Below are 19,943 nucleotides of genomic sequence, written 5' to 3'. Positions count from 1 at the left end.
ATCGAGCCAGATCGCGGTTGCCGGACACGTGATATGCCAGCCGTAAGGATGGCTTGGCCTTGGCATTGTATTGGCACGGCGACTTGCCCATAAAGGTCCGACATTGCTCAGGGACCGCACGATCCGTTGAAGAAGCTTTTTCCGATCATCGCCTTTATCGCCGTCGCACTAATCAGCATGGTGATGGCAGGTTTCGCCTATTTCGCCACGCAGGAAGCCGCGCGCATCAAGTTCGAGGCGACTGCCGACGATGCGCTCAACCGGATCGAGAGCCGCATCGACCTGCATCTGTCGCTGCTGCGCTCGACGCAGGCCCTGTTCGATGCCCGCAATGGCGATATTTCTCGCAATGAGTTCAAGGCGTTCTTCACCGCGCTCGATGTCGACAAGAATTTCGCCGGCTTGCGCGGCATCGGTTTCCTCAGACTGGCAAAGGCGGGCGACGAGGCGACGGTCGAACGCGATATGCTGCACGATTATGGCGTCAGTCATCCAATCTACCCGGATACCACGCAACCCTGGCGTACCCCTATCGTGCTGTTCGAACCGCTGGATCCATCCAACCAAGCCGGCATCGGCTACGATATGTTCAGCGAACCGGTGCGGCGTGTGGCGATCGAAAAGGCGATGTCCGACGACCAGCAGCACGCCAGCGGGCTGGTGCAACTGGGCCAGGACACGGGCGCCGCGCAGACGTTCACCGGCTTCTTCGTTTTCGTGCGGCTCAATGTCGAAACCGCTCCCGACGTCATCAATGCTTCGAGATCCTCGACGGCCGGTTTTCTCTATGCGGCCTTTCGGGCTCGCGATCTGTTCCAGACCGCGCTCAGCCGGTCGCCGCTGCTGCCGGTCAACACCGAAATCTATGATGGCGATGGTGTCGTGAACGGTGACAATCTGTTGTTCCGGTCGGAGACGCCGCCGGCGTCGACTTTCGGCGACAGGCTGCTGGTCACCCGAAAGATCATCGTGGCGGGACGACCATGGACTGTCCTGTTCCGGCCGACAAGCGCCTTCTCGCAGCCGTCGTCGCGCGCCATTCCGGTGATGCTGGGACTGTTCGGCCTGCTGTTGGCGGGCGCCATCGCGCTGGTGGCGCGCTATCAGGAGCGGGCCTATGAGGCAGCGTCGCGGTTGCACGAAACGACGGAAAAGAGCCTGATCGAAAAAGACCTGATGCTGCAGGAGATGAAGCATCGCATCAAGAATTCGATCACCAGGGTGCTGGCTATCGCGCGCCAGACGGCATCGCGGGCTACCGACGTCAACGAGTTTTCCGCATCCTTCTCGGCCAGGCTGCAGGCGATGGCGGCGTCCCAGGACATGCTGACGCGCTCGCGCTGGCAGAAGGCCGATCTTGGCGATCTCCTGCGCATCGAGCTGGGTCAGGTGTTCGGCAAGGAGCTGCCCGAAGAGCTGTTGTCCGGGCCACAGGTGCTGCTCGACGAAACCACGACGCAAGCGCTCGGCCTGACCTTCCACGAACTGGCGACGAATGCGCTGAAATACGGCGAAGCCGGCAATTCCGTCGGCGCGCTGAAAGTGGACTGGTCGGTCGAAGGGCGGGGGCGCGACAGGACGCTGGCTCTCAATTGGCGCGAAAACGGGCAGACGAAACTCGAAGCGCCAGCCAAGACCGGATTCGGCACCAAGCTGATCGATCTCAACGTGACGCGCGAACTGCGCGGTACGATCAAACGCGATTACCAGGCCAATGGGCTGAAGGTGGAAATCAAAATTCCACTCGCCAATTGAGCGCGACCTTCACCGAAAAGGATCAAGCGTCCAGACATGAAAAATCCGAAGGCCAGCTGACCGGCCTCCGGATCGACGTTTCGATGATCGCCGAATCAGTTGCAGCGAGCCGTGTAGATCCGGCCGCGATGATCGCGATATTGACAATAGCCGTTGCGCAGGTTGCGCACCAGCAGGCCGGAACCGGCACCAACGGCCGCGCCGATCAGCGCGCCCTTGCCGCCGCCGACCAAGCCGCCGACACCGGCGCCGATCAAGCCGCCGCCAACCACGTCCTTCTCAGTCGAGGTGCAGCCGCTGACGGCAACCACCGCAACCAGGGCAATAATCATCTTCCGCATAGAGTCACTCCTCACTTTTTGTCCTCACTTGGTAAAGCTCCAGCTGCCATTTAGCATGAAATGACGGCCTTTGCTGCTGCAATCTATTGTTGGTGAAGATAGTCTTTTTCTGGGCGTGCCGCGTTCGACGCCATTACCAGGCTGGAAATTGCCAAAGACGCGTCAAGCGTACCATCGGCGCGCACATTCCAGACGATCTTATCATAGTCGTCTTCAAGCGCCGGATCGACGGCAAGGCATTTGGCGACGATGTTGTCAGCCTGCCCTTGCACGTCGCCCAAGACGAACGGGCGTTCGGCCACGCATTGCTCGGCGCTCGCGAAAACGCTTACGGGCACCTGGAGTTCCCGGCAGTCGGCCATCGTGTTCGAGCAACCGATGACCAACAGCAATGCAGCGATATGTTCCATGGCGGGAAGTCCTCTCGCCATAGTAACGGTCTACATTCGCCAAAGTTCCTGGCTCGCTGGGCCGGGCAGGGAAGTAAGAGGGCGACAATCGATTCTGTCACCGGCCGAAACGAGCTGGCCTCAGACCAATTGGTACAGGGCGACCACCGCGATCACGGCCAGCAGGCCCAGCGCGACAAGGCGCAAGGCCCCATTGGGAACAGGGGCCAGCGGTGGCGCGGATGCCTCGGAGTCCTCAAACTCGCCCATGGAAATCCGGGCGGCCTGCTCCAGTCTGTTCATGTCGGCAACCGTCAAGGCATTCCTCCCGCACCATGCTGCAATCCTGCTGCGGAAATGTTCGGTGATGCAACAAGTTCCAGCGGTATCTGGGAAAAGCAGCATCTGCTTTTATGGTGAACGGCTGGTTAAGGAAGCTCGGGTCGCTCAATCCGTCTCGAAATTGCCGTGCGGAACGACAAGGCGGTACTCGAGACGGCCAGCCGCGATTTCGAGCGTCGCCGTTCCGTTCAGCGACGTGGGCACGACCCGTTCGAGTGCGACGCTGCCGAAGCGCTTCTCGCTACGCCCAACATCACTGGCTCCGATTGCCTCGGCCCATGTCAGGGACAGGGAGGTTCCCGTGTCGGCGGCGGTCAGGTTAGCTGTAACATCGACGAATCCATCGGGGCGCGACAGGGCGCCATAACTCACCGAATTGACGGCGAGTTCATGCATCGCAAGGCCGATATGCAGGGCAGCGTTGGGATTGAGATAGGGGTTCGCCCCCTGAAACCTCAGGCTGCGAACCGGATCGCCGCCGTAGCGGCCCACCTGGCCCGATACGAGTTCGCGAAGTGCTGCACCCCGCCAGTTGGAAGAGGTCACGAGATCCTGGGACGAAGCCAGCGATTGCAGCCGGCCGCGAAAGCGTGTCAGGAAATCGCCGATGCTGTCGGAGTAGCGACCGGTCTGGGTGGCTATGCTCTGGATGATCGCCAGCAGGTTTTTGGAGCGATGGCTTACCTCCCGCAACAGCGTCGTCAGGGTCTGCTCGCGGCGCTTTTGCTCGGTCGTCTCGACCATTGTGGTGACGACGCCTTGCACCGTGCCGCCGTCGCCGTGGTCGGCATCGATCCAGACCTCAAACCAGCGGCTGCCATCCTCGACGGGAACGCTGATCTCGAGACGTTGGGGGTTGCCGGATGCAATGACGTCGCGCTTGGCCGCGCCGATGCGGTCGGCCTGCGCCTCCGGCAGAATACCGATGCTGTCGGTGGTGTCCGAAACCCAGGGTGCACGCATGTTGCGCGCCCATACGGTTTTCATCTCGCGATCCTGGTAGAGAACGGAAATGCCGGCATTGTGCAACGCGTGAAGAAGGGCGCGGCCGAGCTGCATGCCGCTTTCGGCAGGATGAAGGGCGATGACTTCATCGCTTTGCACGTCGTCCTTCCTGTTTCCGGTCCTGGAACCCATCGGCCAAACTGTCCACCCAATTCAGGCTGAACGGCTCACCGGTGAATGGGTTCCAAACAGGTTTCCCGAAACGGCCGCCAAAAAACGGTCCGCCGGACGGCGTCCTTTAGGACACCGCCCGGCGGTGGCTGGAAACCGTTTGAGGGGTGCGGCTTCCAGTGTTCGGCCGTTCGTTGTTACGAAGCCCGTTTGAACAGGCCCGCAAGAAGCGAAATGACCAGGAAAGCGAGGAAAATGAAAAACAATATCTGCGCTATGCCGGCAGATGTACCGGCGATGCCGCCGAAACCAAGCGCGCCGGCGATGATCGCAACGACGAGAAATACGAGCGCCCAGTAAAGCATGATGCATCTCCTTCGAATGGTGCGATAAAAACGTGGGTGGTTGCGGTTTGTTCCCACCCTTTGCCGAAAAAGACCGAGCTTGCAATTCGGTAGGCAACCGGACGCGCAGGAAATTAGCCGTCACCGCCCGATGCGGTGCATCAGGCGGCCCAAAGTGAAGAATTGAGGAATTAATGAATTGACGATTTGATGATCTGGAGAAATCGGCGAGCGAGGCTATCGCCTTCAATTCCTCAATTCCTCAATTCCTCAATTCCTCCACTCCTCAATTCACGACTATGCGGCGGCTTTCGCCTGGCGGTCAAAGAACAATGCCTGGCTGATCAGCGCCTTGACCATGTCGGGATTGAACGGCTTGGTGACCAGGAAGGCCGGTTCCGGCCGTTCGCCAGTCAAGAGGCGCTCGGGGAAGGCGGTGATGAAGATGACCGGCACCGACGTCGATGACAGGATCTCGTTCACGGCCTCGATGCCGGAACTGCCGTCGGCAAGCTGGATGTCGGCCAGCACCATCTTCGGCCGTGTCTTGCCGAACATCATCACTGCCTCGGCATGGGTGCGCGCCGTTCCAACGACGCGGTGCCCGAGGCTCTCTACCATTTCTTCGATATCCATGGCGATCAGCGGTTCATCCTCGATGATCAGAACGTCGGTTGCCACCTGACGGGATATCTCGTTGCTCGCCTGGGCAAGCAGCTCTGAAAACTCCTGGTCGCCGACGTCGAGGATCTCAGCCGCTTCGTCCTCGCTGAAGCCTTCGACAGCCACGAGCAGGAAGGCCTGACGAGGCCGCGGCGCGATCGCATTCAGATTGGCGGCGGTGCGCTGTTCCCACGCCGATTGCGCCTGCTCCTGTGGGACGCGGATGGCGACCGATGTGAATAGCTTGGCGAAAACCTTGTACAGCGCGATGCGGTCGCTCGATGCTTCGGGAAATATCTCAATATCGGCGATGATGGCCTCGAGCATCGCGGCTACCAGCGCATCACCACTCTCTTGCGACCCGGAAACAGCCCGCGAGAAGCGGCGCAGGAAGGGCAGATGTGGTGCGATGGTGGCGGATAAGCTCATGGTAAGACGTCTCCCTCAGAATGACGTGGTAGCAGGTCAGGCTGACTGCAAGCCTGACGTTAACGCGGATTTTTTGAAAAAGTTCCGCCTCGATGGAACAAAAGCCGGGGAGTGGCGTTTGTGGTCGGGATGGGCAGCCAGACGAGGGTGCCGCTTGCTTTGTGTTGAGTATTATAAGAGCGGCTTGAGCTGGGAATACAAGGGCAAAATGAAGGATATGACGAAAGATATTCTGGCTGGCGCCGAGAGCAGGCGCCGGAACGGTTCTGGTGACGCTCTTGGACCGAACTCCGAAATCGGACGCAAACTCAAACAATATTATGACGCGCTGGTCTCCGACGATGTGCCGGATCGCTTTTCCCAGTTGCTTAGCCAGCTGGAACAGGCTGAACCCGCACAGAAGAAGGACTGAGGCATGGCCGCGGTCTCACAAGGCTTCAAGACTGATCTGCTTGGGGCAATCCCAAGTCTGCGCGCGTTCGCCGTATCGCTGACGCAAAATGCCGATAAAGCCGACGACCTCGTCCAGGAAACGCTCGTCAAGGCTTGGGACAAGCATGAGAGCTTCCAGCCCGGCACCAATCTCAAGGCCTGGCTTTTCACCATCCTGCGCAACGAGTTCTATTCGCAGATGCGCAAGCGCGGGCGCGAAGTGCAGGACAGCGACGGTATCATGACGGCCAGGCTTGCCGTTCATCCGGCTCAGCACGGCCAGCTTGACCTGAAGGATTTTCGTGGGGCGCTGGAGCAATTGCCGGAGGACCAACGCGAAGCCATCATCCTCATCGGTGCGTCTGGTTTTTCCTACGAGGAGGCCGCCGAGATCTGCGGTTGCGCGGTGGGGACGATCAAGAGCCGCGTCAGCCGAGCCCGTACGCGCTTGCAGGAGATCCTGAAAATATCAGGCGAGGACGAGTATGGTCCGGACGCAATTTCGGCCCAGGTAACGAGCTCGCCTGCGAGCTGACCGCGATCGTGTCTCAAGCGCGTCCGCAGGCCGCGGCGACCGCCTGCACGAGGTCTTCACCCGAATACGGTTTGCCAACCAGCCTGACGCCCGGAAACGAAGCCTTGATTTCATCGGCATCCGAATAGCCCGACGCAAACACGAAAGGTATGCCTGCCGCGCGCAGCCCGGAGGCGAAATCGATCGTCGAGGCGCCGCCCAGCATCAAGTCGACAATGGCTGCATCGAATCGCGTGGCGACCTCGCGGCCATCGACCTCGGTCAGGTCACGGGCGATCACCACCTCATCGGCGCCATGGTCGCGGCAAAGCTGCTCGACATCCATGGCGATCAGAAATTCGTCCTCCAGGACCAGAATCCGCAATCCGTCAAGCAATGTGGGCACAGGCAAAGACTCCTTGAAACGCCGGAGTCATGATCGCTAATTCGCTTGCTGTCATTTAAAAAAGACATGTGGCAAGCGGGCGGAACCTCAATCCTTGCAACGCGATGAAACGCGCTCCTCCAAGAGCGGGCTTTCGAAGGGGGGCGAAATGTCAGTCCAGAACAATAGCGCTTTCTCCAGCCGCCAATATCCTTGCGAGAACTGCCCATTGCGGCCGTTGCCGATTTTCCGCGATTTCGAAAAACAGGAACTGGCCTTCATCAGCAAATTCAAGAAGGGCGAACTCGCAGTCGAAAAGGGTGGCACGGTGCTGGTGGAGGGAAGCCATAGCGCCCATCTCTACACCGTGCTCTCCGGCTGGGCGTTTCGCTACAAGTTGTTGCGGGACGGCCGCCGCCAGATCCTCAACTATCTCATGCCCGGCGATCTGATCGGCCTGCAAGGCAGTGTGATGGGCGAGATGCAGCATTCCGTGGAGGCACTGTCGCCGATGCTGCTGTGTGTTTTCGAGCGCGAATATCTGCATGAGCTGTACCGCAATCATCCCGGGCTGGCCTATGACATCACCTGGATCGCATCGCGTGAAGAGCGGATGCTGGACGAGAACCTGCTCAGCCTCGGGCGCCGCAGTGCGATCGAGCGCGCTGCCTATCTCATCGCCTTCATCGGCAGCCGCGCCAAGGTCGTCGGACTGAATGGCAACCAATCTGTCCAGATACCGATCACGCAACAGCACATTGCCGATACGCTCGGCCTGTCGCTGGTTCACACCAACAAGACGATCCGCAAGCTGATGGATCGCAAGCTGATCGTCTGGCGCGACGGCGGCTGCGTGGTCTCCGACAATGAAGGCCTCAAGCGGCTCGCCGGCTGGGAAGGGCTGGGTGAAGCGCGCCGGCCATTAATCTGAGGAAGCGTCTTTTGCCGGAGCCGACGGACCGGTGCGCGCCGATGCGTTTTCGGCTACTTTGTCCCCAATGCCGGAACCTTGAGGCGGGCAGCGCGTTTGAAACCAAGCAATCACAAGGAGTTAAGCCATGGCCACTGCCGCAGGAAAGACCGCAAACGACGCCCGTGCAAATGCGGACCTGGAAGCCGACATCAGGCAGTTGAAGGCCGACATCGACAAGCTCACCAAACAACTGGCCAAGACCGGCGAGCATGGTTATGGCACCGCGCGCCGCGCAGCCACGGAAGGGGTCGAGCAGTTGCGTGCGCAGGGCGAAGCAGCCTTTGACAGCCTGCGCAGCAATGCCAAGGACATCGAAGCGCAGATGATGGCAAGTGTACGCGAAAAGCCGGTGACGTCACTGGCGATCGCCGCCGGCGTCGGCTTCCTTTTCGCGCTCATCGCGCGTCGCTAGTCGCGCTTCGGATGGGAATGCTGGCAACCCTGATCTCGGGTCTCGCCTCGGGGGAGACCGTGGCCGCCATATACCGGGCGCGCACGGCGGCAATCGTCTATGTGATCGCCATGGCCGCCGCACTTTGCGGTCTCGGCTTTCTTGTCGGGGCCGCCTATATCTGGACGGCGATGCGCTATGGGCCGCTTGCCGCGGCACTGGGGTTCGGCGTCGGTTTTCTGGTGCTTGCCGGGGTTGTCCTGCTGGTCTACCGGATATCGGCAGGCTCGCGCGCCCGGCGCCGGGCGCAGCGCCGCAATGCCGACATGAAGGCGATCGGCATCACCGCCGCACTCGCCGTGCTGCCGAGCCTGCTTAAGGGAAAAGGCGGTCTCGGCGTCATTCTGGGGCCGGCCGTGGCGCTCGCGGCCTACGCCATCTACCGCGAGAATGTGAAATCCGACGATCCGGACGAGAGCGAGCGGAGATAGAGCTGTCGGGAGGTCACTTCGATAGATCTTCCAGGGGCATCGATATTTCGGCAAATACGCCTTCCGGCCGGAATTCATGAGTCACTTCGCTGGAAATGACCTTGGCAAGGCTGCGGCGAATGAGGATCGAGCCAAAGCCGTGCCGATCCGGCGGAGCGACTTGCGGGCCGCCGCTTTCGCGCCAGGTCAGCACAAGACGCCGGGCATCCCTCCTGCCTTGCGTCCTCCAGCCGAGGTCGACCCTGCCTGACGGCACCGACAGCGAGCCATATTTCAGCGCGTTGCTGGCGAGTTCATGCAGGATCAGGCCAAGCCCGATGGCCTGGTCGGGCGACAGCAGCAGGTCGTCGCCGGAGATCGTCATGCGCGGCTGCTCGGCCGTTTCGAAAGGTTTGACCTCGATCTGGACGAGTTCACTGATGCCGATGCCACGCCACTCGCGGTCCGACAACAGATTGTGGGCGATGCCCAGGGCCTGAAGCCTGGCGCCGAAGGCCTCGAGGAACTGGCTTGGCTGGCGGGCATGGCGCACGGTCTGCGTTGCCAGCGCCTGGACGGTCGCCAAAGTGTTCTTGACGCGATGGTTGAGCTCACGCAGCAGCAGCCGTTGCCGTTCGTCGCCGAGCTTGCGCTCGGAGATGTCGTAGTTGACGCCGAAGATCAATGTCGGCCTGCCGTCGGCGTCACGCTCGATCACACGGCCGCGCGTGGCGAGCCAGCGCGGCGGATGAAAGCCCTTCACCCGGTATTCGCCGAAATAGTCGTCGCTGCCGGTCAGGGCGTCGCGAAAGCGGGTTTCGGTCTGGTAGACGTCACGCGGATCGATGGCGGCGAGGATGTCACGTGCGCGCAGCCGGTTGGAGCGCGGCAGGCTGAACAGCTCCGACATCAATGTGTCGCATTCGATGATATCGGTGCGGATATCCCATGCCCAGCTGGCGAGCGACGCCGCATCGAGTGCGATGGCGCGTCGTTTTTCCTCGCGCACCAGTGCGGCCTCGGCGATCGCGCCGCTGCGGGTTGCGTCCTTGAGGGTGAACAGGCTGGCGGCGAGGCCGGCGAGGGCCTTCAACTGGTCGAGCTCGGCGCGGGATGGAAAACCATGCGGCTCGCGGTCGAGCACGCACAGCGTGCCGATGCGGGCGCCTGCCACGATCATCGGCGCGCCGGCATAGAAGCGGACATGGTGCTTCCCGGTGACCAGCGGGTTGGTCTTGAAACGAGGGTCCGTCGTTGCATCCACGACCACCATCGGCTCGTCGCCGGCGGAAATCGCATGGGCGCAGAACGAAGCGTCGGTCGCGGTTTCGGTCTCGTCCAGGCCGAAGCAGGATTTGAACCACTGCCGTTCGAGGTCGACAAGTGTGACCAGGGCCATCGGCGCCTGCATCACCGCCGCGGCAAGGCTGCTGACCCGGTCGAAATCCGGGTCGGCAGCCGTATCCAGCATCTCCAGCCCGTGCAGCACGGCCAGCCGGTCAACATCCTTGACTGCGCGCGCAACTTCGGCCGGCAGATCGGGTGCTGTTTGCGTCTTGCCAGTCACCCCAATTGCCTCGTCCCGGTCTTCGCCGCCGCATGCTTGCACTGGTGCAAGGGCAGGGCGCTCTTCCGGAACCATCCTAGCGAGGAACCGTTACCCGACAATGATTCGCCAAGCGCGCCAGTTGGTGCAGAATGAGACAGGGATCGAGCATGGCCAAGATCATTCCAGAAAACAAGGCGCGGCAGGGGCGATGGGGCTGGCATGGATTTCGAATCCTGATCGCCGCATTGCTTTTGGTGTTTGCCGCGTGGGGCATTGCCGAGATCTATGGTGTGTTGATCAAGGCGCCAACCAGCGACGAACAGCACGTCCCCACACCGCCGAACACCACCGAGCAGGCTCCTGCTGGTTAAAGCCGGTTTGTTCGTCGCAACGCACCGCATTAGGCGGCTCTCGATTGAGCCGCGCTAGCCGGCACCAGTACATTCAGCGCGCCAGGCTGGATTTCGATTACCGTTTCACGGTCAAGCCTGACCAGTTCGCCGTCCATGACGGCGCGAAACTTGCGGCTGCTCGAATGGATTCTCAGCACCGTTCTGTTCGTCTGGTGGATTTCGACATGTTCGTTGTCGCGCCATTTGCCGCGCGCCACGTTGAAGAAGAACTTGACCAGTTCGGCGCGCTGCTTCGCCACCGTGACATAGACACCAAGCACGCCGCCCGCCGGATTGTCGGCGTAGGGCAAATGGCCTTCGCCGAACAAATTGTTGGTGACGCCGATGCCGGTGATGCGGGCCGCCATTTCGGCTTCGCCGATGCTGAGCGTCACATTCATCGCAGGTGGATTATTGATCGTCGCCCAAGCCGCCTTGGCCGAGGCGCGGATCTTTCCCAACCGCGAACCGAACTCCATCTTCTGGCGCAGTTGCACCATCTTCGCATGCATGCCGATCGAGAACTGGTGCACGAAAGGCTGGCCATTGGCCGTCGCCACGTCGACCGCTATGATTTCGCCGTCGGCGAAGGATTTCAGCGCGCCGTCAAGCGACTGCGGGATGCCCAGCCCGCGTGCGAACAGGTTCATGGTGCCGGCCGGTAATATGGCAAGCGCCTTCTTCGTGCCCATCAACCGGGCGGCCGCGGCGGAAATGGTTCCGTCGCCGCCACCCGCCAGCACGATATCGACCGAGCGACGCGAAGCCGCGCTGTCGAGCGTTTCCACCACGTCCTTGCCGGCGACAATCTCGATGCTGAGCGAGTGACCGGCCGTCTCAAGCGTCCGATGCATCCTGTCGGAGAAAGCGGCGAGGTCTGTGGTGCGCAAAGTGCCGCCATCCCGGTTCAGCACCGCTGCGAATTTCATGCCCCGCTCCACCATGTTAGCCAAAAACGGCCGGGAGACACCCAGCCTATGGCTGAAACGCGGCGGCGACGGAAAGGTTCCCTTCCTAACGGGGTGGCTGCCCGGCGGCGCGATCATTTCTGTGGTTCGTTCCCCGGACGACAGCGGTTTTGTCGGAACAACAGACTGGTCACAACGTTGTGAACCTGTAGATGCCGCGTCCGATTTTCCAACGAACACGCGGCGCATGAGATCAGGCACGAGGAGAGACTATCATGATCCGCAATCTTTTAGCCACCACCGCACTCGCAACGCTGATCGCCACCGGCGCTCATGCGCAGAGTGCGACGACCCCAGCGCCGGCGCAGAGTCCAACCGTTCAGGAGGCAGGCGCCGCGACGGTCCGCGCCGAGGGCAGCATCGTCACCAACATCATCGGTGAATCCGTCTACAACGGCACCGGCGATGACGCCGAGAACATCGGCAAGGTCAGCGACGTTGTCTTCGACAAGGATGGGCAGGCGAAATCCGTTGTCATCGACGTCGGCGGTTTTCTGGGCGTCGGCGCCAAGAGCGTCGCCTTCGACTACGGCAAGCTGCAGTGGGCCGAAAAGAATGGCGACCGCTGGCTGGTGGCCCAGACGACCAAGGACGAGCTGACGGCACAGGCAGAATTCGACAGCAAGCCCTACGCGCCGGCCCCGGCGCCTGCCGCATCGACCGACGCGACAGCACCGACGGCACCCGCTACGACGGACACGGCACAAAAGCCGGCCGACATGAACGCCGCACCGGCGGAACCGGTGAAGCGCGCGGAGGGTAACCTTGCCACCAACATCATCGGTGAAAACGTCTATAACGGCACCGGCGACGACGCGCAGAATATCGGCGACGTCAACGACATCGTGCTGACCAAGGAAGGCAAGGCCGAGTCGCTTGTCATCGGCGTTGGTGGTTTCCTTGGTCTCGGCGCCAAGAACGTCACCTATGACTTCTCCAAGGCGCAGTGGGCCGAGAAGAATGGCGACCGCTGGCTGGTCGCCCAGACCACCAAGGAAGAGCTGCAGGCGCAGCCGGATTTCGACCGCAAGGCCTATGATCCGGCGCCGGCAACGACGGCTTCCAACGAGCCTGCGGCCACCGCTCCGGCAGCTCTGCCCTCTGACACCACGGCTCCTGCTGTCGCTCCGGCAGACAAGACCGCCGAAGCTCCGGCAGCGACGACCCCTGACGCCTCGGCTCCCGACCAGACACAGACTGCCGCCATCGACAAGTCGACCTTGACCGAGATGCCGGTCGGCGAGATTCGTGCCGATGACCTGAAGGGCACGACTGTCTACGGCGCCAACGACGCCAGGGTCGGCGAGATCGGCGATGTCGTGCTTGCGCCCGACAAGAAGGCCGACGCGGTGATCGTCGACGTCGGCGGCTTCCTCGGCATCGGCGAGAAGGAAGTCGCGGTCGGCATGGATAATCTCAAATTCATGACCGACAAGGACGGCAACAAATATCTGTACACGACCTTCACCAAGGAACAGCTCGAGGCTCAAACCGCCTATGACAAAGGCAGTTACGCCGAACAGCGCGATCAGCAGCGCATGATCGTAAGGTAATTCTGTTCCGCCAAATGAAGCCCGCGCTGGCAACGGCGCGGGCTTTATTTATGTGTGGCCAGGTGGCAGGCCAGTGGCATGGCCGACTAGGCCGTTCTCGGTCAATTCGGCCAGTGCCAACGACTGGTCGAGATGTTCGGCCCGCCAGGCGAGCAGCCGTTCGGCGAATTCCAGGCGCACGGTGAGATGACTGGGGTCGGCCGCGAGATTGTCCAGCTCGCCCGGATCGTTTTCCAGATCGAACAGCAGCGGCGGCAGGTTGCCGCCGAAATGCACATACTTGAAATGTTCCGTGCGGATAACGGCGAGATTGCATTGGCGTGAGCCGATGCCGAAATGGCGTTCCGCCTCGCCGTCGGCGATCGAGCGGAAGTCAAACTCCCAATGCGCGGCATCGCGCCACGTCGCAGGGGTTTCTCCGCTCAGGAACGGCTTCAGCGACGTGCCGTCGAGATGCGGCGCGGGCTCTTCGCCGAGCAGGTCGAGAAGCGTCGGCAAAATGTCGACCGCTTCGGGGAAGCGGTCGACATTGCCGCCGGCCGCCTTGCCGTGGCGCGGATCGCGGATAATCAGCGGAATGTGGTAGCTGCCGTCGAAATAGCCGCCCTTGCCCAGCATGAAATGGTCGCCCATCATCTCGGCATGGTCCGAGGTGAGCACGATGATGGTGTCGTCCCACGCGCCCGCGGCCTTAAGTGCTTGCCAGACGCGGCCGAGCTGCGCGTCGACCTCGGAAATCATGCCGTAATAGATCGCGCGGATGCGGCGAAAATCGTCTTCGCTCCAGTCGTGCACCTTGCCTCTGGCTTCGGGCCGGAATTTTATCTGTTTCTGCCGGCCGAGATCATAGGCAAGATAGGGATGGTTTTCCGCCTCTTCCTGCCAGCTTGCCGCGCGCCGGAAGGCCGCGCCGTCAGCCGGATCGTACATTGTATTGTAGGGCTCCGGGGCAATGAAGGGCGGGTGCGGGCTGATGAAGGAAAGATGCGCGAACCACGGCGCGGCGTGCTCCTGTTCGCCAAGCCAACGCGTGAATTCGCCGGTCAGGAAGGCCGCCGGGGTTTGTTTCCCGCAGTAGACGGGCGGCGCGTTGCTGATGGTGGTCCCGGCCGCGCCGTCGGCAACGGGGCGGTGGATGTCGGGGGACCCGGCGCTGGCGTCGACACCTTGCAGCTCCAGCCAGGATAGCCATTGCTTCTGGTGCTCCGGCAGCAACTGGCGCACCGTAAAGCCGGGCAGCACGCCTTCATAGCTTTGCAGCCGCGGATCGCCCGGCGCCAGCAGGCGCGGATCGAGCGAGACGTCGGTGTAGCCGAACAGCGTCGGATCATAGCCCAGAGCGCGAGCCGAGAGCGCGATGTTGCCGTGGCGCGCGTCGAGCGGCGTGCCGTTGCGGCAGACGCGGTTGTTCATCTGGTAGAGGCCGGTGTAGAGGCAGGCGCGGGCGGGCGAGCAGGGCGCCGCGCCGCCATAGTGCCGCTTGAACAGCACACCCTCCGCGGCCAAAGCGTCGGCATTCGGCGTCCGCACGACCGGATGACCGGCTGCGGACAGACAATCACCGCGCCACTGGTCGCATGTGATCAGGAGAATGTTAGGCCGCCTGGCTTTTCCAGTCACTCACGATACCTTTGTCGCGGGAGGTCGAACGCCGTTCATGGAAACGAATTCTGGCCACGGCGCAAGTCTGACCTGCGAGCCAATTGGTGAACGAACTTCGTTTCATCGTTCACTTTTGCGACACAGTCCATTCTGTGTTTGCCGCCTTTGCGTAAACTGCTCTGGTCCTCATATTGGCGTGGACAGCGGCGAGGGCCGCACATGAACCAAGGGAAGGAGCAAGACAATGCTCAACCAGATCAAGGGCCTGCATCACGTCACGTCGATGGCCGGGGATGCCCGCCAGAACAACGATTTCTTCACCAGGAAACTCGGCCAGCGTCGGGTCAAGAAGACCGTCAATTTCGACGCGCCCGACGTCTACCATCTCTACTACGGTGACGAGACCGGCACGCCGGGTTCGGTGATGACCTATTTCCCTTTCCCCGACATCGGCAAGGGCCGGCATGGCGTCGGCGAAGTCGGAACCACCGTCTACTCGGTGCCGGAAGGCACGCTTGCCTATTGGGAAAAACGTTTTGCCGATGAGGGCGTCACCGGCCTCTCGCACGAAGAGACCTTCGGCGAGAAGCGCCTGGCTTTTGCCGGACCGGATGGTGACGGCTTCGCGCTGGTCGAGGGCAAGGGCGACGGCAGAGCGCCCTGGGCGAAAGGCGGTGTTCCGGTCGACCAGGCGATCCGCGGTTTCCATTCGGTATCGCTCAGGCTGAAGGATGGCGGCGCCACTGAGGAGCTGCTGAAGTTCATGGGCTATGAGGAAGTCGACAAGTCCGGCAATCTCAGGCGGCTGGCGGTGAAGAACGGCAATGGCGCCGATGTTATCGACATCGAATCGTTGCCGAGCACGGCCTTCGCCGATCTCGGTGCCGGCTCCGTCCATCACGTCGCCTTCGCGGTCGAGAACCGCGCCAGGCAGCTCGAGGTGCGCAAGGCGTTGATGGACACCGGCTATGGGGTGACGCCGGTGATCGATCGCGACTACTTCTGGGCGATCTATTTCCGCACACCGGGTGGCGTGCTGTTCGAAGTCGCCACCAACGAGCCGGGTTTCGACCGCGACGAGGATACCGCTCATCTGGGCGAAGCGCTGAAGCTGCCGTCGCAGCACCAGCACCTGCGGCCGTATCTTGAACAGCATCTGCAGAGCCTGGAAGGCTGAGCTCATGAGCAAGGACGCTTACATCCACAAGCTGCTGCCCGGTTCGCCGGGCGGCCCATTGCTGTTCGTCTTCCATGGCACTGGAGGCGATGAGAACCAGTTTCTGTCGCTGGGGCGCGATCTCACGCCCCAGGCAACCATCATCTCGCCGCGCGGCGACGTGTCCGAACAAGGTGCTGCGCGCTTCTTTCGCCGCACCGGCGAGGGCGTCTACGACATGGAGGATCTGGCACGGGCGACGATCAGGATAGCGGGCTTCGTCAAGGCCCATGTCGAAGCAGCGAAGCCATCGGCCGTGCTGGGTCTCGGCTATTCCAACGGCGCCAATGTCCTGGCCTCGGTGGTGTTCGCGGCTCCAGCGCTGTTCGACGCGTCGGTGCTGATGCATCCGCTGATCCCGTTCGAGCCGCAGGTCAAGGGCAGCCTCGCCGGCCGCCATATTCTGATGACCGCCGGCAAGCGCGACCCGATCTGTCCGCCGAACCTGACCACGCGGCTCGAGGCCTATTTGCGTGCCGACGGCGCCGATGTCACAGTGGAATGGCACGATGGCGGGCACGAGGTGCGGCCAAACGAGATCGAGGCGGCACGGCGGTTCTTTGCCGATGCTGCCCAAGGAGCATAGCGATGCCTGAACAACTGCCTGAGATCGAACTTGAGGATCGCGGTTCCAAGGGCCGCTATGTCCTGCGTGGACCCGATGGAGCCGAGGCCGAGATGACCTTCACCAAGATCGGTGAGCACCAGATCATCATCGACCACACCGAAGTGCCGGACGTCTTTCGCGGCCAGGGTGCCGGGCTTCGGCTCGTCACCCGCGCCGTCGAGGATGCGCGTGCGGCAGGCAAGAAAATCATCCCGCTCTGCCCGTTCGCCAACGCCCAGTTCCGCCGCCATCAGGAATGGGCCGACGTGCTGAAGCGGTAGGGATTTCGTTGCTTGGAAACGGCGCGGCAAGCGGCTGCCATCCTGCCGGGGCGGCTTTGGCATTTGCGCGGGTGGCGCATCCTGCCTAAGTAGATAGGATATATCCTAGCCGCCGCGCCGACAAACGAACCGAATGATCCCCTAATGACCGAAACCGATCTCGTTCCCGTTTTCGACGGCCACAACGATACGTTGCTCAGACTCTATCAGTCGAAAGACACGGACGTCGAAAAACTGTTCATCGAGGGAAAATCGGGCGGCCATATCGACCTGCCACGCGCGAAAGCCGGCGGCTTCGCCGGCGGCATGTTCGCCATCTTTCCGCCGCCTGTCGAGAAATCCAGGCGCGGCGCCGTGCCCCTGGCGCCGAGCGTCGCCGAACCGCTGCCGCCCGAGGTTCCGCGCAATGAGGCGCTGACCTCGACCATCGCCATGGCCTCGATCCTGTTCAGGCTGGAACGGGCCGGAGCGCTCACCGTCTGCCGCAGCGCCGGCGATGTGCGCAATGCCATGGCGCAAGGTTCGATCGCCGCGGTGTTCCACATCGAAGGGGTCGAGGCGATCGATCCCGAGCTCACCATGCTCGATGTGCTGCATGAAGCCGGCCTGCGCTCGCTCGGCATCGTCTGGAGCCGCCCGAACGCCTTCGGCCACGGCGTGCCGTTCCGCTTCCCGTCCTCGCCCGACACCGGACCCGGGCTGACCGATGCCGGCAAGGCGCTGGTCAAGGCCTGCAACCAGTTGAAGATCATGATCGACCTGTCGCATCTCAACGAGAAGGGCTTTCGCGATGTCGCGGCGCTCAGCGATGCGCCGCTGGTCGCGACCCATTCCAACGTGCACGCGATCTGCGGCCATTCGCGCAACTTGACCGACTGGCAGCTCGGCGCGATCCGCGAAACCGCCGGCATGGTCGGGCTGAACTTCGCAACCGGCTTCCTGCGCGAGGACGGTCGCATGAATGCCGACACCAGCCTCGACATCATGGTGCGGCATATCGATTCGCTGCTGCAGGCGCTGGGTGAGGACGGCGTTGGTCTTGGCTCCGATTTCGACGGCGCCATGATCCCGGCCGTCATCGGCGATGTCGCCGGCCTGCCGAAGCTGGTCGATGCATTGGCGGCACGCGGCTTCGGCCGGGCGTTGATCGAAAAAATCGCCTATCGTAACTGGCTCAATATGCTCGAGAAAACGATAGGTTAGAGACAGCCTGCGGCATGGTGTGCGCGGCCCGTCTGCATATGTCGACAAGGACAGACTTCGTCGGTGGAAGCCGGATGCGATTAGGTGGATAGCCGGCAATGCTGAAGACCTTCACGGGCGGCGAATTCGAGCGAACCGATGTCGTCATCGTCGGTGCGGGTTTCACGGGCCTGTCGGCGGCGCTCGAGATGAAGAAGGCCGACATCGATTTCATCCTGCTCGAAGCACACGACCGCGTCGGCGGACGCGTCGAGTCCCGACTGAACGGACTTGGCGAACGGATCGATAGTGGCGGTCAGTTCCTGTGCGAGGACATGCCGGAATTGATGGCGCTGATCGAGGCGCGCGGCAAGACGCTGGTTGAAACCTATGTCGATGGCGATTTCATCACCCAGCCGACGATGTCCGTACAAAGAGCAGAGCGGATCTATGACGCGGCAATGGCAATCCGCGAGCGCATGAACGGGATCGATCCGGACGACGTCTCGATTGCGGGGCTGACCGTTGCCGACTGGCTTGCCCGCCAGCGCGATTCGGCCGATGCCAGGGCCGTCTTCCGTTCGATGATCGAAGGTCTCTGGTGCATGGCGCTGGATCGGATTCCTCTCTGGTATCTGATCGACAATGACCGACGCGTCACCAACGAGGTGCCGGAGCTGCAATATTTCGTGCGCGAAACCATGCATTCACTGGCCGACGATCTGGCCCGCGACCTTGGCGATCGGTTGCGGCTCAGCGAGCCCGTCACGCGCATCGAGCACAGTTCGCAAGGTGTTCTTGTCATTTCGGCCGGGGGTGCCATCGAGGCGCGCGCGGTTCTGGTTGCCGTCCCCCCGGCGACGGTGACGGAGCTCGCCTTTGTCCCTGCCTTGCCGGCTGGACTGGGGCGGGCGCTCGGCGCCTGGAAAAGCGGCGCGGCTATCAAGATCCTGGTGCGCTATGCCAAACCGTTTTGGCGCGGGCGGGATTTGAACGGCATGGTGTTGTGGCTCGATCCGCCGGGGCTGTTTGCCTGCGACGCCGGCAAGGATGTGGAGCATGCCGCGCTCGTCGTGTTCGTCGGCGGGCCGCTCGCGCTGCGCTGGCGCGACCTCGGCGAGCCGGAACTGCGTGCGGAGGTGACCGGCCGGTTGGAGGCAGCCCTTGGCCCGGATGCCGGTGGCGTCATCGATTTCAGTTTGCGTGACTGGATAGGAGATCGCTGGAGCGGCGGCGCGTACAGCGATCTTGTTGTCGACGTGACAGCAAGAGATGCCGAGCGAACGATCCTTGCCGGCGCACCCCCGGTGTATCTCGCCTGTTCAGAACTCTCGCCGTCGTTTCCGGGGTATGTCGAGGGCGCTATCATTGCCGGGCGTATCGCCGCGCACAAGATCATTGCCGAGATTCAGGCTCCGGGCTGAGTCTGATCTTTTCCGAAAAACTGTTCGGCAAGATCGGGTCAGGTTGCGCCTCGAGCCCGCGTGCCGTCGAGGCTATGCCCGATTTTGCCCGACTTCGCCCGAATGCTGTTTCGAATTCGTTACAGTGCCAGTCCTTCGCCACCCCATCGTTGTTACAAAGTGTGGATAAGTTCATTTCGCCGCCAAAAGAAACTCAGCGAAGGGGAAGGCAATGCATGCGAAAATCCAGACGATCCGCGGCGAGAGCCGCCTTCAGGCTCCAGAGCGCAATGACCGCCGTCCGAAACTGGCGCTGCGCCAGCGGGCCAGCGACCACCCCATGGCGATGTTCATGGTGCTGGCTGCTTGCGCCTTCGTCGGCATGGCGTTCACGCCGACAATCGGGCCGGCCTTCGCTTCGTTGAATCCGCCGTCCAATCTCATCGACGGCGCGCAGACGACGACCAGGACCGCGCGTCTGCCGGTGCCGGTGACCGACTTCGCCTGCAAGGGCCAGGCATGGGGTGCCGAGAGTATCGATTGCCTACGCGCCATCGCCGAACAGTCCGGAACACACAAGAGCCGCGCCGTCCGCATGATCGCCAATGCCGCACCCTTGGCCGATACGCCGAATATTTTCTGATTT

Annotated in this window: 24 protein-coding genes; 14 read left to right on the top strand and 10 right to left on the bottom strand. The window is 62.0% G+C overall.

Annotation, left to right across the window (positions count from 1 at the left end; all coding sequences use genetic code 11):
• Nucleotides 1-126 precede the first annotated feature (126 nt).
• On the top strand, nt 127-1,755 hold the full coding sequence (locus NKH52_RS05510; RefSeq protein WP_352733878.1) for a CHASE domain-containing protein: 1,629 nt from the start codon (nt 127-129) through the stop codon (nt 1,753-1,755).
• A 95-nt stretch (nt 1,756-1,850) separates the two neighbouring features.
• On the opposite strand, the gene NKH52_RS05505 is transcribed toward NKH52_RS05510, so the two are convergent.
• The 6 genes from NKH52_RS05505 to NKH52_RS05480 all read right to left on the bottom strand — a co-directional run bounded on the left by NKH52_RS05505 (nt 1,851) and on the right by NKH52_RS05480 (nt 5,379).
• On the bottom strand, nt 1,851-2,096 hold the full coding sequence (locus tag NKH52_RS05505) for a YMGG-like glycine zipper-containing protein (RefSeq protein WP_013529278.1): 246 nt from the start codon (nt 2,094-2,096) through the stop codon (nt 1,851-1,853).
• Between the two features lie 83 nt (nt 2,097-2,179).
• Nucleotides 2,180-2,506, bottom strand: coding sequence for a hypothetical protein (locus NKH52_RS05500; protein ID WP_352733881.1), 327 nt, complete (start codon nt 2,504-2,506; stop codon nt 2,180-2,182).
• Nucleotides 2,507-2,626: 120 nt separating this feature from the next.
• The gene (locus NKH52_RS05495; protein ID WP_127295168.1) at nt 2,627-2,803 is read right to left on the bottom strand and encodes a hypothetical protein; all 177 of its coding nucleotides are present in this window, start codon (nt 2,801-2,803) and stop codon (nt 2,627-2,629) included.
• A gap of 129 nt (nt 2,804-2,932) precedes the next feature.
• A complete protein-coding gene (locus NKH52_RS05490; RefSeq protein ID WP_352733883.1) occupies nt 2,933-3,964 on the bottom strand; it encodes a sensor histidine kinase in 1,032 nt (343 codons plus the stop codon).
• A 176-nt stretch (nt 3,965-4,140) separates the two neighbouring features.
• Nucleotides 4,141-4,308, bottom strand: a complete 168-nt coding sequence (locus NKH52_RS05485) for a DUF1328 domain-containing protein (protein WP_013529282.1) — start codon at nt 4,306-4,308, stop codon at nt 4,141-4,143.
• Between the two features lie 276 nt (nt 4,309-4,584).
• A complete protein-coding gene (locus tag NKH52_RS05480) occupies nt 4,585-5,379 on the bottom strand; it encodes a response regulator (protein WP_023810997.1) in 795 nt (264 codons plus the stop codon).
• 208 nt (nt 5,380-5,587) lie between these two features.
• Here NKH52_RS05480 and NKH52_RS05475 point away from each other — a divergent pair, with 208 nt between their 5' ends.
• Both NKH52_RS05475 and NKH52_RS05470 read left to right on the top strand, forming a co-directional pair.
• Complete coding sequence (locus tag NKH52_RS05475; RefSeq protein ID WP_023810998.1) at nt 5,588-5,791, top strand: NepR family anti-sigma factor; 204 nt, start codon at nt 5,588-5,590, stop codon at nt 5,789-5,791.
• A 3-nt stretch (nt 5,792-5,794) separates the two neighbouring features.
• Nucleotides 5,795-6,346: an RNA polymerase sigma factor gene (locus tag NKH52_RS05470; RefSeq protein WP_013529285.1), complete on the top strand. Its 552-nt coding sequence runs from the start codon at nt 5,795-5,797 to the stop codon at nt 6,344-6,346.
• Between the two features lie 13 nt (nt 6,347-6,359).
• Here NKH52_RS05470 and NKH52_RS05465 read toward each other — a convergent pair whose 3' ends face one another.
• On the bottom strand, nt 6,360-6,671 hold the full coding sequence (locus tag NKH52_RS05465) for a response regulator (RefSeq protein ID WP_050580453.1): 312 nt from the start codon (nt 6,669-6,671) through the stop codon (nt 6,360-6,362).
• A gap of 208 nt (nt 6,672-6,879) precedes the next feature.
• Between NKH52_RS05465 and NKH52_RS05460 the strand changes: the two genes are divergently transcribed.
• The 3 genes from NKH52_RS05460 to NKH52_RS05450 all read left to right on the top strand — a co-directional run bounded on the left by NKH52_RS05460 (nt 6,880) and on the right by NKH52_RS05450 (nt 8,565).
• A complete protein-coding gene (locus NKH52_RS05460) occupies nt 6,880-7,641 on the top strand; it encodes a Crp/Fnr family transcriptional regulator (protein WP_256747408.1) in 762 nt (253 codons plus the stop codon).
• A gap of 127 nt (nt 7,642-7,768) precedes the next feature.
• Complete coding sequence (locus NKH52_RS05455) at nt 7,769-8,095, top strand: ElaB/YgaM/YqjD family protein (RefSeq protein ID WP_023811001.1); 327 nt, start codon at nt 7,769-7,771, stop codon at nt 8,093-8,095.
• A gap of 11 nt (nt 8,096-8,106) precedes the next feature.
• The gene (locus NKH52_RS05450; RefSeq protein WP_127295174.1) at nt 8,107-8,565 is read left to right on the top strand and encodes a hypothetical protein; all 459 of its coding nucleotides are present in this window, start codon (nt 8,107-8,109) and stop codon (nt 8,563-8,565) included.
• A gap of 13 nt (nt 8,566-8,578) precedes the next feature.
• Here NKH52_RS05450 and NKH52_RS05445 read toward each other — a convergent pair whose 3' ends face one another.
• The gene (locus NKH52_RS05445) at nt 8,579-10,111 is read right to left on the bottom strand and encodes a sensor histidine kinase (protein ID WP_352733886.1); all 1,533 of its coding nucleotides are present in this window, start codon (nt 10,109-10,111) and stop codon (nt 8,579-8,581) included.
• A 149-nt stretch (nt 10,112-10,260) separates the two neighbouring features.
• Here NKH52_RS05445 and NKH52_RS05440 point away from each other — a divergent pair, with 149 nt between their 5' ends.
• Complete coding sequence (locus tag NKH52_RS05440; protein ID WP_352611794.1) at nt 10,261-10,464, top strand: hypothetical protein; 204 nt, start codon at nt 10,261-10,263, stop codon at nt 10,462-10,464.
• A 29-nt stretch (nt 10,465-10,493) separates the two neighbouring features.
• Here NKH52_RS05440 and NKH52_RS05435 read toward each other — a convergent pair whose 3' ends face one another.
• Nucleotides 10,494-11,414 carry a diacylglycerol/lipid kinase family protein gene (locus tag NKH52_RS05435; protein ID WP_352733888.1) on the bottom strand — a complete coding sequence of 307 codons (921 nt, stop codon included), beginning with the start codon at nt 11,412-11,414 and terminating at the stop codon, nt 10,494-10,496.
• A 254-nt stretch (nt 11,415-11,668) separates the two neighbouring features.
• Here NKH52_RS05435 and NKH52_RS05430 point away from each other — a divergent pair, with 254 nt between their 5' ends.
• Complete coding sequence (locus NKH52_RS05430) at nt 11,669-13,006, top strand: PRC-barrel domain-containing protein (RefSeq protein WP_352733890.1); 1,338 nt, start codon at nt 11,669-11,671, stop codon at nt 13,004-13,006.
• 48 nt (nt 13,007-13,054) lie between these two features.
• Here the strand turns inward: NKH52_RS05430 and NKH52_RS05425 are convergent, their stop codons facing one another.
• Entirely contained in the window at nt 13,055-14,626 is a 1,572-nt protein-coding gene (locus NKH52_RS05425) for an alkaline phosphatase family protein (protein ID WP_352966579.1), read from the bottom strand.
• A 226-nt stretch (nt 14,627-14,852) separates the two neighbouring features.
• On the opposite strand from NKH52_RS05425, the gene NKH52_RS05420 reads away from it, so the two are divergent.
• The 6 genes from NKH52_RS05420 to NKH52_RS05395 all read left to right on the top strand — a co-directional run bounded on the left by NKH52_RS05420 (nt 14,853) and on the right by NKH52_RS05395 (nt 19,940).
• The gene (locus NKH52_RS05420) at nt 14,853-15,785 is read left to right on the top strand and encodes a VOC family protein (protein WP_352733894.1); all 933 of its coding nucleotides are present in this window, start codon (nt 14,853-14,855) and stop codon (nt 15,783-15,785) included.
• A gap of 4 nt (nt 15,786-15,789) precedes the next feature.
• Nucleotides 15,790-16,410 carry an alpha/beta hydrolase gene (locus NKH52_RS05415; protein WP_352677418.1) on the top strand — a complete coding sequence of 207 codons (621 nt, stop codon included), beginning with the start codon at nt 15,790-15,792 and terminating at the stop codon, nt 16,408-16,410.
• A gap of 2 nt (nt 16,411-16,412) precedes the next feature.
• Nucleotides 16,413-16,712 carry a GNAT family N-acetyltransferase gene (locus tag NKH52_RS05410; RefSeq protein WP_023811010.1) on the top strand — a complete coding sequence of 100 codons (300 nt, stop codon included), beginning with the start codon at nt 16,413-16,415 and terminating at the stop codon, nt 16,710-16,712.
• A gap of 144 nt (nt 16,713-16,856) precedes the next feature.
• Complete coding sequence (locus tag NKH52_RS05405; protein WP_352733896.1) at nt 16,857-17,915, top strand: dipeptidase; 1,059 nt, start codon at nt 16,857-16,859, stop codon at nt 17,913-17,915.
• Nucleotides 17,916-18,013: 98 nt separating this feature from the next.
• Nucleotides 18,014-19,318, top strand: coding sequence for a flavin monoamine oxidase family protein (locus NKH52_RS05400; RefSeq protein WP_352733898.1), 1,305 nt, complete (start codon nt 18,014-18,016; stop codon nt 19,316-19,318).
• A 211-nt stretch (nt 19,319-19,529) separates the two neighbouring features.
• Nucleotides 19,530-19,940, top strand: a complete 411-nt coding sequence (locus NKH52_RS05395; protein WP_127295194.1) for a hypothetical protein — start codon at nt 19,530-19,532, stop codon at nt 19,938-19,940.
• Nucleotides 19,941-19,943 lie beyond the last annotated feature (3 nt).

Source organism: Mesorhizobium sp. M1066 (genome assembly GCF_040318635.1).
Taxonomy (GTDB): Bacteria; Pseudomonadota; Alphaproteobacteria; order Rhizobiales; family Rhizobiaceae; genus Mesorhizobium.
Note: the sequence above shows the minus strand (reverse complement) of the source record. Positions and strands in the feature narration are given on the sequence as shown.

Bases quoted from the DNA above. Each gene is read 5' to 3' on its own strand.
- NKH52_RS05465 (WP_050580453.1), bottom strand. From the start codon at position 6,671: ATGGATGTCGAGCAGCTTTGCCGCGACCATGGCGCCGATGAGGTGGTG.
- NKH52_RS05435 (WP_352733888.1), bottom strand. From the start codon at position 11,414: ATGAAATTCGCAGCGGTGCTGAACCGGGATGGCGGCACTTTGCGCACC.
- NKH52_RS05490 (WP_352733883.1), bottom strand. From the start codon at position 3,964: ATGGGTTCCAGGACCGGAAACAGGAAGGACGACGTGCAAAGCGATGAA.
- NKH52_RS05415 (WP_352677418.1), top strand. From the start codon at position 15,790: ATGAGCAAGGACGCTTACATCCACAAGCTGCTGCCCGGTTCGCCGGGC.
- NKH52_RS05450 (WP_127295174.1), top strand. From the start codon at position 8,107: ATGGGAATGCTGGCAACCCTGATCTCGGGTCTCGCCTCGGGGGAGACC.
- NKH52_RS05430 (WP_352733890.1), top strand. From the start codon at position 11,669: ATGATCCGCAATCTTTTAGCCACCACCGCACTCGCAACGCTGATCGCC.
- NKH52_RS05410 (WP_023811010.1), top strand. From the start codon at position 16,413: ATGCCTGAACAACTGCCTGAGATCGAACTTGAGGATCGCGGTTCCAAG.
- NKH52_RS05400 (WP_352733898.1), top strand. From the start codon at position 18,014: ATGCTGAAGACCTTCACGGGCGGCGAATTCGAGCGAACCGATGTCGTC.
- NKH52_RS05485 (WP_013529282.1), bottom strand. From the start codon at position 4,308: ATGCTTTACTGGGCGCTCGTATTTCTCGTCGTTGCGATCATCGCCGGC.
- NKH52_RS05470 (WP_013529285.1), top strand. From the start codon at position 5,795: ATGGCCGCGGTCTCACAAGGCTTCAAGACTGATCTGCTTGGGGCAATC.
- NKH52_RS05480 (WP_023810997.1), bottom strand. From the start codon at position 5,379: ATGAGCTTATCCGCCACCATCGCACCACATCTGCCCTTCCTGCGCCGC.
- NKH52_RS05505 (WP_013529278.1), bottom strand. From the start codon at position 2,096: ATGCGGAAGATGATTATTGCCCTGGTTGCGGTGGTTGCCGTCAGCGGC.
- NKH52_RS05500 (WP_352733881.1), bottom strand. From the start codon at position 2,506: ATGGAACATATCGCTGCATTGCTGTTGGTCATCGGTTGCTCGAACACG.
- NKH52_RS05420 (WP_352733894.1), top strand. From the start codon at position 14,853: ATGCTCAACCAGATCAAGGGCCTGCATCACGTCACGTCGATGGCCGGG.
- NKH52_RS05405 (WP_352733896.1), top strand. From the start codon at position 16,857: ATGACCGAAACCGATCTCGTTCCCGTTTTCGACGGCCACAACGATACG.
- NKH52_RS05455 (WP_023811001.1), top strand. From the start codon at position 7,769: ATGGCCACTGCCGCAGGAAAGACCGCAAACGACGCCCGTGCAAATGCG.
- NKH52_RS05440 (WP_352611794.1), top strand. From the start codon at position 10,261: ATGGCCAAGATCATTCCAGAAAACAAGGCGCGGCAGGGGCGATGGGGC.
- NKH52_RS05460 (WP_256747408.1), top strand. From the start codon at position 6,880: ATGTCAGTCCAGAACAATAGCGCTTTCTCCAGCCGCCAATATCCTTGC.
- NKH52_RS05475 (WP_023810998.1), top strand. From the start codon at position 5,588: ATGAAGGATATGACGAAAGATATTCTGGCTGGCGCCGAGAGCAGGCGC.
- NKH52_RS05395 (WP_127295194.1), top strand. From the start codon at position 19,530: ATGCATGCGAAAATCCAGACGATCCGCGGCGAGAGCCGCCTTCAGGCT.